Here is a 14,737-nt window from a genome sequence, read left to right as displayed (position 1 = left end):
ACCAGCTTCGAGGGTAGGGCGGGGCACGGGCAGGGCGATCATCGGCAACGGACAAAAAACATTCAGGGCCGCTATCCTTGAGCCACGCATATCCAGCAGGTTGACCCATGCTTGAAGTCCATGGCGTTTTCAAAAGCTACGCCACACCGCAGGGGCCGCTGCCGGTGCTGCAAGGCGTCGACCTGACGCTCAGGCCCGGCAGCAGCCTGGCGCTGATGGGCGAGTCGGGCAGTGGCAAAAGCACCTTGCTGCACCTGATCGCCGGGCTGGACAAGGTCGATCGCGGCAGCATCCGCAGTGGCGGGCATCGCCTGGAACAGATGAACGAAGGGCAACTGGCGAACTGGCGTCGAACGGAAATCGGCCTGGTGTTTCAGCAATTCAACCTGATCGGCAGCCTGCGGGTCGAAGACAACCTGGCGATTCAGGCGCGTCTGGCCGGGCGTCATGACCCACGCTGGCAAGCCCATCTGGTGCAGCGCCTGGGCCTGGGCGAGCTGTTGCGGCGCTACCCGGAGCAACTGTCCGGCGGCCAGCAGCAAAGGGTCGCGCTGGGCCGGGCGCTGGCGTCGCGCCCGCCATTGCTGCTGGCCGACGAACCCACCGGCAGCCTCGATGAGACCACCGGCGCCGAGGTGTTGCAGTTGCTGCTGGAACTGCTCGACGACAGTCCCACCAGCCTGCTGATGGTCACCCACAGTCCCGGCGTGGCGGCGCGGCTGGCGGAAAAGGCCTTGCTGTGCGGTGGTCGCCTGGCCGGTGTGGGCGAGCGCTGACATGCGCATCTTTGGCCAGACCCTGCGCGCGCTGCTCAGCCACTGGCGGCAGCATCCGGTGCAGTTTTTCAGTGTGCTGACCGGGCTGTGGCTGGCCACCGGCCTGTTGACCGGCGTCCAGGCACTCAACAGCCAGGCCCGCGACAGCTATGCCCGCGCCAGTCAGCTGATTGGCGGCGAGCCTCAGGCCAGTCTCGGTGCGCCCGGTGGCGACACCTTCGCGCAGCAATGGTTTGTCGATCTGCGCCGTGCGGGGTGGCCCGTGTCACCGGTGCTGCAAGGCCGGGTCACGCTCAAGGGGCATGAAGAACAGCGCCTGCAGTTGATGGGCATCGAGCCGGTGTCGCTGCCGGCGGGCGCGGCGGTGGCGGGGCAGGCCTTGGCGATTGAGCAGGTGGTCGGCTTTTTCAGCCCGCCGGGCAGTACCTGGATTTCATCCCAGACGCTGCAGGTACTGGGCTTGCGCGAAGGTGACCGACCACTGAACCTGGCGGGCGTGGCACTGCCGCCGCTGCAGGTGCAGGCCGACATGGCGCCCGGTGTGCTGCTGGTGGACATCGGTTTTGCCCAGCAGATTCTCGGGTTGCCGGATCAACTGTCGCGTCTGCTGCTACCGAAGGATTTCACTGCGCCGCTGCCGCACGCCTTCCAGGGCCAGCTGCAACTCAAGAGTGCTGGCGAAGAAAACAACCTCACACGCCTGACCGAAAGCTTTCACCTGAACCTCGAGGCCCTGGGGGTGCTGTCGTTCGTGGTCGGCCTGTTTATCGTGCACGCCGCCATCGGGCTGGCGCTGGAACAACGCCGGGGTTTGCTGCGGACCCTGCGGGCCTGTGGTGTGAGTGCGCGCATGCTGATCGCCTGTCTTGCCGTCGAATTGGGTGGATTGGCCCTGGTCGGCGGTGTGGCCGGGGTGGTCAGCGGCTACCTGCTGGCCGGCGTGCTGTTGCCGGATGTCGCCGCCAGTCTGCGTGGCTTGTATGGGGCCGAAGTGGCGGGGCAGTTGAACCTTGGCCTGTCATGGTGGTTCAGTGGTATCGGCCTGAGTCTGATCGGCGCGTTGCTGGCTGGTGTCAACAGTCTGCTGCGGGCGGCGCGTTTGCCATTGCTGGCGCTGGCCGACCCGCAGGCCTGGCATCAGGCCCATGCACGCTGGTTGCGACGCCAGGCCTGGGTGGCGGCCATGGCCGGGGTCATCGCCTTGCTGGCGCTGATCTTCGGCGACAGCCTGGTCAGTGGCTTCGTGCTGATGGCGGCGCTGTTGATCGGCGCCGCGCTGGCGTTGCCGGTGGTGCTCAGTTCGCTGCTCAGTCTCGCTTCGCAGCGCAGCCGCTCGGTACTGGGCCAATGGTTTGTCGCCGATTGCCGCCAGCAACTTCCGGCGTTGAGCCTGGCGTTGATGGCGCTGCTGTTGGCCATGGCGGCAAACATCGGTGCCGGCAGCATGACCGCAGGGTTTCGCCAGACCTTCAGCGACTGGCTCGAGCAACGACTGACGGCCGAGCTTTACCTCAACCCACAGAACCCGGCCCAGGCCAGGGAGCTGCACAGCTGGCTCAACCAGCAGCCGCAACTGGCGGCGGTGCTGCCCAACTGGCAGGTGTCGATCCAGTTGCAGGGCTGGCCGACGGACCTATCCGGGATCATCGATCACCCGACCTACCGCCAGCACTGGCCGTTGCTCGAAGCCCTGGGTGACAACCCTTGGGAACGACTGGCCAAGGACGATGGGGTGATGCTCAGCGAGCAACTGGCCCGGCGCCTGCGCGTGCAGCTGGGTGATCACCTGACGCTGCCGACGCCCACTGGCCCCTGGTCGCCACGGATCGTCGGGATCTACGCCGACTACGGCAATCCCAAGGGTCACCTTCTGGTCAATATCAACCACCTGTTGCGCGGTTGGCCGCAACTGGCACCGAACCGCTTCAACCTGCGCATCGAACCGGCGTCGATCCCGGCGTTCGTCACGGCGCTACAGGCGCGTTTTACCCTGGACGACAGCCGCATCGTCGATCAGGCGCGGCTCAAGGGCTGGTCCACGCAAGTCTTCGAACGCACCTTCGCCGCCACCGCCGCGCTCAATAGCCTGACGTTGTGCGTGGCCGGTGTGGCGCTGTTCATCAGCCTGTTGACCCAGAGCCAGAGCCGTCTCGGACAGCTGGCGCCGCTGTGGGCGCTGGGCGTGACACGCCGGCATCTGATGTTGCTCAACCTCGGGCAGACCTGGTTGCTGGCGCTGCTGACCCTGGTGCTGGCGTTGCCGTTGGGCATCGCCCTGGCGTGGTGCCTGGACACGGTAATCAATGTGCAGGCCTTTGGCTGGCGCCTGCCGTTGCGGGTGTTCCCGTGGCAATTGTTGCAGTTGATGGGCCTGGCGCTGGTGGCGACATTGCTGGCTTCGGCCTGGCCGTTGTTCCGTTTGTACCGCACGCAACCGGCGGACTTGCTGCGGACCTTTGCCCATGAAGATTAAATTCGGCGTCTTGCTGCTGGTGCTGCTGGTGAGCGGCTGCGATCAACCGGCGCCGGTAGAAAAGGGTTTTGCCGGGCTGGGCAACCAGGCCGCTGCGTTTACCCCGGTGGTGCCCGGCCGGGTGTTCAGCTTCCCTGCGGATCACGCACCGCACGATGGCTATCGCATCGAATGGTGGTACATCACCGCCAACCTGAAGGACGCTCAGGGGCATGAGTTCGGCGCGCAATGGACGCTGTTCCGCAGCGCCTTGAAAGCCACCCCCGAGGTGGCGGGCTGGCAGAACCAGACGATCTGGCTCGGTCACGCGGCGGTGACGTCGGCGACGGTGCATCACGCGGCTGAACGCTATGCCCGTGGCGGCGTCGGTCAGGCCGGTGTCAGCGTTGCGCCGTTCAATGCATGGATCGACGACTGGCAGCTGAGCAGCCAGGCGACAGCCGACGATCCGTTGGCGGACCTGCTGCTCAGCGCCCGCGACAAGCGTTTCAGCTACCGGCTGCGGTTGACCTCGACAGGTCCGCTGGTGCTGCAAGGCGACAAGGGCTTCAGCCAGAAATCCGAACAGGGTCAGGCCTCTTACTACTACAGCCAGCCGTTTTTCCAGGCCGGCGGCAGCCTGGAAATCGACGGCCAGACCTTTCAGGTCAGTGGCCCGGCCTGGCTCGACCGCGAATGGAGCAGCCAGCCCCTGACGGCCAACCAGAGCGGTTGGGACTGGTTCTCCCTGCACCTGGACAGCGGCGAGCAGGTGATGCTGTATCGCATGCGGCAAAAAGACGGCGAGCCCTACCTCACCGGCACCTGGATCGACGCCCGGGGGCAGACACAGTTGCTGCACGCCGGCGACATCAGCCTCACACCGCAGGACAAAGCCAGCGTGGCCGGGCGCGAGATGCCCGTGCGCTGGTCGATCAGTATCCCCTCCAGACACCTCGATATCACCATCACCGCGCTCAATCCCCAGGCGTGGATGGACTTGCGCATACCGTACTGGGAAGGCCCGGTGCGCCTCAGTGGCAGTCATGCAGGGAACGGCTATCTGGAAATGACCGGGTATTAGAAAATCAGCGACCTGCTGCGACCACTCGCTGAACAGCGTCTATGCTCATCGCACACATGGCATTGCGCTTTGCGTCAACGCCGTCTGTTGTCATTCATCACAGGGAAAGTTCTGCCTATGAAACGCCACGCACTGACCAAAGCCATCACCCTCGCAACCTTGTTGTCTGCCGCCAGTTTCGGCGCGGTTGCCGCCGAACTCCCGTTGTCCGAAGTGGTGGTGGTCGATCAGGTCGCCACCCAAGTCGTTTCGGTAGATACCGCAAACCGTATCGTGGTCCTCAAAGGCCCGCAGGGTAATGAGTTCCCTGTGCAACTGACCGAAAAAGCGAAAAACCTCGACAACCTCAAGGCCGGCGACACGGTCGACATCAGGGTCACCAGCGCCGTTGCCGCCTTCCTCGACACCGATGTCGACAAAGGCCTGCCGGGCACTGCCGAAGCCACCGGCGAAGTGCGCGCAGCACCCGGTAGCGACAACCCCGGCGGCGAAGCTTACCGTCAGGTGAAAGTGCAGCTGAAAATCACCCACATCGACCAGAAAAAACACCAGGTGACTTTTGAAAACCCGGAAGGCAAGTCCAAGACGGTTGACGTCAAGCGACCTGAAGTCCAGGCCAAACTCAAGGACTTGAAAGTTGGACAAAGCGTTAACGTGGTTTACACCGACATATTGACGGTGACCAGCAAACACTGAGATTGAGTGATATGGGCTGATTGTTTCTGTAGAAGTCTTGTACAGGAATAATCAGCTCATAGCGTTTAACGAGCGCGTTTACAGCGTTGTGCAGCGTTGTAATCTAGTCGACATTTCCTTAAACATTGTGTCGATAAATTTCATCTTTGCAGTGCGGACATATTGATTCTCATCTACTAAAATACTTTCCGTTCGCCCAGTGTGCGGCTCTTTACCAGCGCATGGATTGCCGAGGCCATTGCACTGGGCGAACACTTTATTGGTTGTATTGAAAGTTTCGGATATAAAAAAACGGGCGACCTGCAGGTAGCCCGTTTTTTTTGGGATTTCAACGTGGGCACGCGCCCTTGTGGGAGCTGGCCTGCCAGCGATGGTCGTTAACGATAACGCGTGTTAACCGGATGAACGCGGCGCATTTGAATCCATCGCCAGCAGGCTGGCTCCTACAGGTGTTGCGTTATCGGTGTTTCCCGGGATTGTGTGAAGAGCCTTTTTCATTGGCTGGAACAACATCGGCCAACGCCGCGAAACACTGTTCGATTGAGCGCCGCTGGCTCTCGGCATACAACGCCAACTCATCGATCGTCGAACGCCCAAGGGCCTTTTCGAACGCCTGCTGATTGGCGTGCACGCCGTAACGGGTTTGCGCCGCGTCCCCCAGGTTCGACTGGAAAATCCCCGCCGCGCTGACCGGCAGGAAGTCTTCGTACACCAGCGGTTCAACTCGCAGGTAACCGCTGCCGAGCAGGTCTTCCAGGGCGGTATTTTTAAGGTCGCCCGCCGCCAGGCCTTTTTCCGTCACGAAGTAGCGGAAGTAAGCCAGGCCCTGTTGGCGCATGCCTTCCCAGGTGTCGGGGAATTCGCTGAAATGCTGCGCCATCAGGGCGTTATAGCGCGCGGCGTTGGCTTCGTTGGGGAAGTCCTTGAGTTCGTCCCGCGCGGCATTGAGCAAGCGGTCGTACAGGGCGCGGCCTTTGGGCGTGAGGGCGGCTCCGCGCTGTTCGATCTCGCCGAAGCGGGCACTGTGGCTGCCGCGAGCTTCGTTCTGATCGGTGAAGGCAATCGGCTCGTCTAGGGCCTTGAAACTGGTCTGGCGCAGCAGGATCGGGCACCGGCGACGGGGCGGACCTTCGATCACGGCTTTGGGGGTGATGCCATGGGCGGGCATTTGCGCCTGGACGATGTCGATGTCCAGGGTCCGTGGAGTCAGGTGGTTGATGTGCGGACCCTTGAATGCCACCACGTCGGCGATCAGCCGATGCTGGGCGCTGAGCTTTTGATACTGCTCGGCGGTGACGGTGGCGCTGTGGTGCCAGCGAAAGGTTTCCAGGGCCTGTTCGACGAACTCCAGGGCTTGCGGATCGGTCAGGCCACCCTCGGACTCGGCACGCTCGATGAGCGAGAGGGCTTTGGCGGTGAAGATCGAGCGCCGGTCGAGCATCGACTGGGCGAACGCTCGCAGCTCCAGGTCTTCGATCAACTCCAGGCGCAACAGCGAGGTGAACACCCGGAACGGACTGACCTGCAACGACGCTTCATGCACGGCACGAAACGCCGTGGAATGTACCGGCACGCCGGCGGGTGTCAGGTCGTAGTAACCCACCGGTTGCATCCCCATCACCGCGAACAGGCGGGCGAGGGTCGCCAGTTCATCGGCCGTACCGACGCGAATCGCCCCATGGCGCTCCAGGTCCAGGCGCTCGATTTCGCCGGTGCTGGTGAGCTGTTGCAGGATCTGCGGATCGCTGTGCAGCACGTGACGGTTGGTCTGCTCCACCAGCTCCATCAACGCGCCGTACAACGGCACTTCCTCGCGGTACATGTCGGACATCGCTTTGGAAAAGCGTTGACGGATCAGGTCAGGGCTGACGAAGTTCGGGTGGTTCATGAACAGGATTCCTGGCGCGGTGACGTAAAGGATGGACGAAAGATCGCAGCCTTCAGCGACGCCGACAAACGAAGTTTCTGACGAACTTCATTCTGCAAACGACTGCAAACCTAGTGGAGCCGTTGATCCTGTGGACTCTCCGAACGCAGCGATGCCAAAAACTCCCGATACAGGCGCGCCGAACCGGAGGGCGCTTCCACCATGGGCATGTGCCCGATGGCGTCCCAGATATGCACGCGCAGGTCGGCGATGCCCTTGCTCCAGACCGCCACGCTGCTGACGTCGATCAGCCGGTCCTTGCGCCCCCACAGCAACAGCGACGGGACGCTGATGTCGGGCAGGTGGGGTTCCATCGGCGGGCTGGCGCGGAAATCGCGGAAGATTTCTTCCAGCTCCTCGCGGGACTGTTCATAACGCTGGGCGACGGCATCGAGCACCAGTTTCGGCACCCAGGGCGGGGACGCCATGGTCATTGCGTAGAAACGCCGGAATTCTTCCCGCGAATGAATCAGAAACGGGTTGTGGCCCTTGGCCAAATGCCGCTCCAGGTCACTGGGCTCGGGCGAGGTGACCCCCGCCGGGTCGATCAGGGCCAGGGACACAATGCGCTCCGGGTAATTGGCCGCGAGCCACGCCGCCATGTAGCCACCCATGGAGTTGCCGATGACATGGACTTTCTCGACGCCACACACGTCCAGCAGCTGGATCATGCGCTTGGCCTGCAGCGGGATGTCATAGCCGCCGCCCGCCTTGAAGCCGGTTTCGCCATGGCCGGCGATGTCCGGGATGATCACCCGATGGCTGCCGACAAAGTGCCGGGCGAAACGCAGCCAGAGATTCTTGTCGGCGCTGAAGCCATGGAGCATCAGCACACTGCTGGTGGCCTCGTACGGCCCGCCTTGCCAGGTCGAGACGGTCATCTCGGGGATGGGCACGACGATCTTGTGCAGCCGGTACAGCTTGGCCTCGGCCGCCATGCTCAAGTCATAGAGCCAGTAGCCGATGGCCGGGTAGGTCAGCCAGCTCCAGGCGACGAACACTGCGAGAACCACGAACAACAAAAGCATCACGCGTCTCCCTTCTATCAGCTCAGGACAAAATGTGATCGGCGGGTTTCAGCGCTCGGGTCAAGCGATGAAAGCTGAAACTGAACCCCGGAAACATCGCAATCACATGACCGCTCTTGCTTTGATACCAACTGTGGCAACCACCGGACTTCCACACGGTACGTTCCATTTCCCGGTGGATCATTTCAGTGTAGGTACGTTCCGCCTCATGGCGAACTTCGATGCTGCGTAAACCTTGAGTCTTCAAGGTGCGAATGCAGTCGAGGATGTAATTCATCTGCGATTCGATGATGAACAGTGCCGAGGTGTGGCCGATCCCGGTGTTCGGCCCGGTGACGATAAACAGGTTGGGAAAGTCGGGCAGGGCGGTGCCGAGGTAGGCCCGAGGGTATTGCGCCCAGACTTCCTTGAGACGGGTGCCGTTTTTTCCCGTGACCGGGTAGGAAATAACCCCGTCGGTGGCGTCGTAGCCGGTGGACCAGACGATCAGGTCCAGGTCGATGTGTTGGCCGTCCAGGGTGACGATGCCGGTTTCGTCGATGGCGGCGATGCCTTGCTCGCGGCTGTGCAGCGTCACGTTGCGCCGCGCCAGTGCCGGATACAGTGTGCTGGACAGGATCACCCGTTTGCAGCCGATGGTGTAGTCCGGCGTCAGTTGACGCCGCAGTTTGGCGTCCGGCACCTGGCGTTTGAGAAAACGCAGGGCCTGGCGCTGGACCATGTGTATCGCCGGCTTCGAATACTTGAAGGCAATCACCCGGGTTTCGAACTGCCAGTAGATCCCCCAGCGCAGCAGTTTGTAGGCCGGCTTGAGCCCCAGCAGCCAGCGCTGGAAACGGCCAAAGCTGCGGTCAGCCCGGGGCAGAACCCAGTGGGGCGTGCGCTGGAACACATGCAAGTGCCCGACGTCCGGGGCAATGGCCGGAATCACCTGGGCCGCACTGGCGCCGCTGCCAACGATGGCCACGCGTTTGTGCCGATAGTCGTAGCCGTGATCCCAGTTGTTGGTGTGAAACGTTTTACCTTGAAAACGCTCCTGTCCCTCGAAGTGCGGCACCACCGGTTGGCTCAGCGGCCCGGTCGCGTTGATCAGGAACTGCGCGCAATACGTGCCCTTGCCGGCGGTGTAGACGGTCCAGCGCTTGCTGGTGTCGTCCCATTCGATGCGCTCGACATTCGCGTCCAGTTCCACCTTGTCGCGCAGGCCGAAGTGTTCCACCACATGGCGGGTGTAGCGATGCAGCTCGGCCTGTTCGGCGAACATCTGCGTCCAGCGATACGGCGCGAAAGACAACGAATACAGCGGCGAGGGCACGTCGACTGCCGCGCCGGGGTAGGTGTTCTGGCACCAGGTGCCGCCGAAGAAATCCCGCCGCTCCAGCAGGCGAAAATCGTCGATGCCGGCCTTGAGCAAATTGATTGCTGCACATTGGCCGCCAAACCCGCTGCCGATGATCAATACTTGAAAGGTCTGCATGGGCCTCCTCTTATGGTCATTGATCAACCCCTTCTTTCATGTATAGCCGTTTCTGGGGTGAGGCTTTTGCTTTTATGAGAGGGTGATGTCGCGATATTCAGCCCGCCAGCCGGTGATGGCTATTTAATCTCGCCCTGATAGACTCCAGCGCACAGGCACAGGCTGTTATCGCATTCCGTCGAGTGGCACAGAGGCCTTATGGAAAAAGCGGGAGGAAAGGGTTTCTCATTGGCCAGGAGGCTCTATACATCGCGAATCCTGGGGGTGGCCCTGGGATTGGTGTGCGTGAGCGCGGCGATGTATCCACTCGATCCGGCGCCCTGGGTCTGGGGTTTCATGTGGTTCAATGGCCTGGTCTGGCCGCACGTGGCTTATCAATGGGCGCGCCGGGCCAGAAAGCCTTATCACGCCGAACACCGCAACCTGCTGATCGATGCCTTTCTCGGCGGCTTCTGGATTGCCGCGATGCATTTCAATCCACTGCCCAGCGCGACCACCATTTCCATGATGGCCATGAACAACGTGGCCATCGGCGGCATGCGCTTCCTGCTGGCCGGGACGGCCGCGCAAGTGCTGGGCATTGGCGTCGGTCTACAGATTTTCGCCCCGGCGTTCATTCCAGCGACCAGCCCGCTGCAGCTCTATGCCTGTTTGCCCTTGCTGTGCCTGTATCCGTTGGCGCTGGGCTGGATCTGCTTCCGCCAGGCCCATACCCTCGGCCGTCAGAAGCGTGAACTGCTGGCACTGAGCCGCACCGACAGCCTGACGGGCCTGTTCAACCATGGCGCCTGGAAGGACCAGCTGGAAGTCGAGTTCCAGCGCTGCAAACGCCAGCAAAAAGGCGGGGCGATTGCCCTGATCGACATCGACCATTTCAAGGCCATCAACGACACCTACGGCCATGTTGCCGGTGACATCGTCCTGCGTCAGTTGAGCAAAATGCTCAAGCAGAACCTGCGAGCGACCGATGTGGCCGGGCGCTACGGCGGTGACGAGTTCTGCGTGATCCTTCCGGACCTGCCCCTGAACCGCGCCGCGGTGGTCATGGAGGCCCTGCGTGATCGCTTCGCCACCTTGGGCTACGAGCAGAGTCCGGCACTGAAAGTCAGCTTGAGCATTGGCCTGGCGTCATTCGACCCGGCGCACACCGATGCGACGCTTTGGCTCAACGACGCCGATCATGCGCTGTACGAAGCCAAGACCACCGGGCGTAACCGCGTGATCTGTTGCGGCAATGGCAAACCCCATCGCGAACTGCTCGACTCGGCGTGACCGCCCACCGCAAGACCTGTGGGAGTCAGCCTGCTCGCGAAGGCGCAGTGTCAGGCGGCAGGGATGTTGGCTGTGATGGCCTCTTCGCGAGCAGGCTCGCTCCCACAGTAGATTTGTGGTGAGTCCATCACCTGTGTACACCCGCAATCCAAATGTGGGAGCGGGCTTGCTCGCGAATGCGGTGTGTCATTCAGTATTTGTATCGACTGACACTACGCCTTCGCGAGCAAGCCCGCTCCCACAGTGGATCTGTGGCGAGTCCAACATTGGTGTGCAACCGCGAACCAGGCGATCCGACGATGGCGTCGTGCCGGGTTAAACCATCACTCCTTCACGCTCATGAACTCTTCCGCGTAGCGGATGTATTCCTCAGGTTGCGTGTAGGTGTGAGTCAGCTCGGTCGCGCTCAGGTCCGAGGTCTGGGTGAGGATCTGGCGTTGTTCGCGCAGGCTGTCGTAGGTCGCCTTGATCGCGGCGAAGTAGGCGCCATGGCCGTCGATGGTCACGCGCACGCCCAGTTCAGCCAGGCGCTTGTCGTCGCGCAGCAGCGGGTTGCCGTAGGTCACCAGCATCAGCGGCACGCTCAGGTGCTCGGCGATCTGCTCCAGATGGTCGAAGTCCTTGACGCCCACCATGCAGATCCCGTCGGCCCCGGCTTGCTGGTATTGCCGGGTGCGGCTGATGATTTCCTGCACCGGCAGAATCCCGGCGTGGGTGCGGGCGATGATCGCCATTTCCTTATCGCAGCGGGCTTCCAGTGCCGCGCGGATCTTGCCGACGCCTTCGGCGACCGTGATCAGGTCGGTGGATTTGCGGCCGAACTGCGCGGGCAGCAGGGTGTCTTCGATGGTCAGCGCAGCGACGCCGGCGCGTTCGAGTTCGACGATGGTGCGCATGACGTTGAGCGCGTTGCCGTAGCCGTGGTCGGCATCGGCAATCACCGGCAACTGGGCAACACGGCCGATGCGGGTGGCCTGTTCAGCGAACTCGCTGAGGGTGATCAGGGCAAAGTCAGGGGCGCCCAGCACCTGCAGCGAGGCGACCGAGCCACCCAGGATCCCGACTTCGAAACCCAGGTCGGCGGCGATGCGCGCCGACATCGGGTCGAACACCGAGGCCGTGTGGTAGCAGGTGTTGGAGGCGAACAGTTGGCGAAAATTGCGGCGCAAATCTTGATGGGAAAGCCTGGACATATGAGTTCCACCAATGGAATGGAAGGGCTTGAGCAAAAGTGTCAACGCCGAAGAAATAAAAGGCTATCACGCGCGCAGGGGGAGAATGATGACGAATTTGCTGGGTAAGCCCGATTGACGCCTGAGGCAGCAAGCTGATAAGTCACGCCGCTGCGGCCTGGTGCCGCTGATTGAGCAGCGGCACGGCGCGCACCGAGTCGCCGGGCTGCAGCTGCAAACGCTTGGCGGTCAGGCGATCGACCACCAGGCTGTTGCCCGCCAGTCGGGCCGGGACGCAGGTAATGCGGCAGTTTTCCAGGCGACGGTTGTGAATCAGCCAGAGCGGATCGTTCGCGTCCGGCGAGCCGATGGCCAGTTGCAGCGGTCGGCTGTCGCACACGCTGCGGATACCGGAAACCGGGGCCTCGATGACCGGTCCGCCGTCGAAGATATCGATATGGCCCTTGTGGGCAAAACCTTCGGCGCTGAGGATTTTCAGGGCCGGCTCGGTATTCGGGTGGGACTTGCCGATCACCGCCTGGGCCTGTTCGGTGAGCAGGCAGGTGTACAGCGGCTGGCGTGGCATGAGTTCGGCGATGAACGATTTGTTGCCCAGCCCGGACAAGTGATCGGCATGGCTGAAATCCATCTTGAAAAAATGCCGGCCAAGGCTGTCCCAGAACGGTGAGCCGCCTCGTTCATCGGTACTGCCGCGTAATTCGGCGATCAGCCGGTTGCCGAACAGCTGCGTGAACTCGGCCACGAACAACAAACGCCCGAGCGAAAGCAACCGGCCGTTGCTTCCCTGGCGCTGATCCGGGCGCAGGTACAACGAGCTGACTTCCGATTGCCCGGTCAATTCGTTGCTCAGGAACAGGGTCGGGATCTGGCGCTGGATACCCAGGTCCGCGCAAGCATTGACCGTCAGCCCGACCCGGTAGTTGTACCAGGGCTCGCGCAGACCGATTCCACCCGTCAGGGCGCTGACGCCCACCACTTGCTGCTCGTCGTCCTCGAGCACGAACAGGTAATCGGCATCGGCCCGATCGACCTGCCCGGCGAAGGTGCGTTGGGCCCAGCGGATCCGGTAGGCCAGGCGTTCTTCGTCGGCCGGCAGGCTGGTGAGTCCGGGGCTGGCCTGGCGCACCAGCGTGAACAAGGCGGGCAGGTCGGTGATCTGGACCGGACGGACGATCATGCGGCTATTCCTTGTTCATGGGTGTTCAGACGTTGGCGTTGACCCAAGCGGGCACTCACAGGGCGATCAGCCTGACCGGACTGCCTTCGCTGACCTTCAACGCCGCGCACATGGCCGCATCCAGCGTGACCGGTTGCCCGGCGATGTAATCAAGGTCGGCGACGATGGCCCGATAATCCGTCAAGGACTCGTTGCTCACCAGAAAGCTGCCCCGGGCATCGTTCACCAGACCAGGCTGCGTGAGGCCGCACTGGCTGTGGGCGATGGACCGAATGCCCGAGGTGCGCGCATAGAGCGTCGGGCCGCCATCGAACAGATCGATGTAGCTGTTGGTTTCGAAGCCTTCGCGCTCGAGGATATCGAAGGCCTCCTGGCCATCGGGGTGGATGCTGCCGATGCAGTCCTGTGCCGCTTTGGGCAGCATGGGCACGTAAATCGGGTACTGCGGCATCAGCTCGGCGAGAAAGGTGCGGCTCTGCAGGCCGCAAAGCCGTTCGGCCTCGACGTAGGGCAGGTCGAAGAAATGCTTGCCCACGGCATCCCAGAATGGCGAGTGCCCTTCATCACTGCTGTAGCCGACGATTTCGGTGATAACCGTTGCGGAAAAACGCCCGGGGTGGGCCGCGATGAACAACAGGCGCGCCCGCGACAGCAGTTCGGAATGGGCGGTGCGCACCCGTGCGGCATCGATATGGAAGCCACGCAGCAAGGTGTGGCCACTGAGGTCGTGACACAACGACAAGGCCGGTACACCGTGCTCGATGTTCAGTTCCCGCGAGGCACTGGTGAAGTGCCGGTTGCGCAGGCTGTAGAACGGCTCGCCGTACCCCGCCGTGGCGAGGATTTCCGAGCAGCCGACCAGGTGCTGCGTCGTCGGGTCTTCGAGGACAAAGAAATAGTTTTCCGGGCCATGACCTTCGACGTCTTTCTTGAACGAGGTACAGGAATCGAGAATTTTTTCGCGTAACCGTTCGCTATCGTCGGGCAGGGATGTGACACCCACCAGGCTTTCACGAGCCAGCTTCTGCAACCTTGGCAGGTCGGCCAACTCGACTGGACGCAAGACCAGCATGGAGATACTCCTGTATCAAACGATCCGGCGGTTTGAGCCGAACCTGACTATCACTGTCGGTTTTTCCACACATTTGTTCGGTGGGCATCTGATCGTTGTCAGGCGCCACTCTTTTTCTTGTCAGATGCTTGCTGGGGTTGCCTGCATTAAACGAGGAACGGATGGTTCGGCCGCTGGCGATGCCGGGCCTGGCACATTGATCGGGTATTCGAGAAAAGGCATCCGGGCTCCTGCTGGATGAGCGTGGCACATGTTTTAACAGTCCGTTGAAAAGAGTATTTAATTATCGCGTGCTGCCTGTCTAGTTAATTTTCGCGTGCTCCGACCGTGCCCGAAAATGGGGCGAAGTGCCTGCAGCAAGGGGCTACACCGATGTCGCAAAGTCTTGTAGGCAATTGCCTTGGTTGCAGTCAGCGATAACAGAAAATCTGCCGGGAAATGCCTGACGGAGCCCGCTTCAAACCGGAAAATTAAACACCCCCAAGGCCTGATGCCAGTCAGTGCAAACCTTGTGGGAGCGAGCTTGCTCGCGATGACGGCTGGACAGTCAAGCAAGGGGTGCCTGACAGTCTGCCATCGCGAG

General features: G+C 62.0%; 11 protein-coding genes. 5 read left to right on the top strand and 6 right to left on the bottom strand.

Annotated features, from left to right (window positions below; all coding sequences use genetic code 11):
• Positions 1 to 107: 107 nt before the first annotated feature.
• The 4 genes from KW838_RS26260 to KW838_RS26245 all read left to right on the top strand — a co-directional run bounded on the left by KW838_RS26260 (position 108) and on the right by KW838_RS26245 (position 5,008).
• Positions 108 to 776 carry an ABC transporter ATP-binding protein gene (locus tag KW838_RS26260; RefSeq protein ID WP_218480547.1) on the top strand — a complete coding sequence of 223 codons (669 nt, stop codon included), beginning with the start codon at positions 108 to 110 and terminating at the stop codon, positions 774 to 776.
• 1 nt (position 777) lies between these two features.
• Positions 778 to 3,249, top strand: coding sequence for an FtsX-like permease family protein (locus KW838_RS26255; protein WP_218504012.1), 2,472 nt, complete (start codon positions 778 to 780; stop codon positions 3,247 to 3,249).
• Positions 3,239 to 4,312 (top strand): lipocalin-like domain-containing protein, encoded by a 1,074-nt coding sequence (locus KW838_RS26250; RefSeq protein WP_218504011.1) that lies wholly within the window; start codon positions 3,239 to 3,241, stop codon positions 4,310 to 4,312. The genes KW838_RS26255 and KW838_RS26250 overlap by 11 nt, the downstream gene beginning before the upstream one ends.
• A gap of 117 nt (positions 4,313 to 4,429) precedes the next feature.
• Entirely contained in the window at positions 4,430 to 5,008 is a 579-nt protein-coding gene (locus tag KW838_RS26245; RefSeq protein ID WP_008052121.1) for a hypothetical protein, read from the top strand.
• Positions 5,009 to 5,465: 457 nt separating this feature from the next.
• On the opposite strand, the gene KW838_RS26240 is transcribed toward KW838_RS26245, so the two are convergent.
• The 3 genes from KW838_RS26240 to KW838_RS26230 form a co-directional block, all read right to left on the bottom strand.
• Positions 5,466 to 6,896, bottom strand: coding sequence for a VOC family protein (locus KW838_RS26240; protein WP_218504010.1), 1,431 nt, complete (start codon positions 6,894 to 6,896; stop codon positions 5,466 to 5,468).
• Between the two features lie 110 nt (positions 6,897 to 7,006).
• Positions 7,007 to 7,963: an alpha/beta fold hydrolase gene (locus KW838_RS26235; RefSeq protein WP_102702683.1), complete on the bottom strand. Its 957-nt coding sequence runs from the start codon at positions 7,961 to 7,963 to the stop codon at positions 7,007 to 7,009.
• A 22-nt stretch (positions 7,964 to 7,985) separates the two neighbouring features.
• On the bottom strand, positions 7,986 to 9,440 hold the full coding sequence (locus KW838_RS26230; RefSeq protein ID WP_218504009.1) for an NAD(P)/FAD-dependent oxidoreductase: 1,455 nt from the start codon (positions 9,438 to 9,440) through the stop codon (positions 7,986 to 7,988).
• Positions 9,441 to 9,638: 198 nt separating this feature from the next.
• On the opposite strand from KW838_RS26230, the gene KW838_RS26225 reads away from it, so the two are divergent.
• Positions 9,639 to 10,712: a diguanylate cyclase gene (locus tag KW838_RS26225; protein WP_218504008.1), complete on the top strand. Its 1,074-nt coding sequence runs from the start codon at positions 9,639 to 9,641 to the stop codon at positions 10,710 to 10,712.
• A 323-nt stretch (positions 10,713 to 11,035) separates the two neighbouring features.
• Here KW838_RS26225 and KW838_RS26220 read toward each other — a convergent pair whose 3' ends face one another.
• From KW838_RS26220 to KW838_RS26210, 3 genes are all read right to left on the bottom strand, one after another.
• The gene (locus KW838_RS26220; RefSeq protein WP_007975765.1) at positions 11,036 to 11,905 is read right to left on the bottom strand and encodes an oxaloacetate decarboxylase; all 870 of its coding nucleotides are present in this window, start codon (positions 11,903 to 11,905) and stop codon (positions 11,036 to 11,038) included.
• Between the two features lie 142 nt (positions 11,906 to 12,047).
• A complete protein-coding gene (gene astA, locus KW838_RS26215) occupies positions 12,048 to 13,082 on the bottom strand; it encodes an arginine N-succinyltransferase (protein ID WP_218504007.1) in 1,035 nt (344 codons plus the stop codon).
• A gap of 55 nt (positions 13,083 to 13,137) precedes the next feature.
• Positions 13,138 to 14,154 (bottom strand): arginine N-succinyltransferase, encoded by a 1,017-nt coding sequence (locus KW838_RS26210; protein ID WP_218504006.1) that lies wholly within the window; start codon positions 14,152 to 14,154, stop codon positions 13,138 to 13,140.
• Positions 14,155 to 14,737: the final 583 nt, after the last annotated feature.

The sequence above is a fragment of the Pseudomonas sp. PDM27 genome (assembly GCF_019219205.1).
Classification (GTDB): domain Bacteria; phylum Pseudomonadota; class Gammaproteobacteria; order Pseudomonadales; family Pseudomonadaceae; genus Aquipseudomonas; species Aquipseudomonas laurylsulfatiphila.
This window is presented reverse-complemented; position numbering and strand designations above follow the sequence as displayed.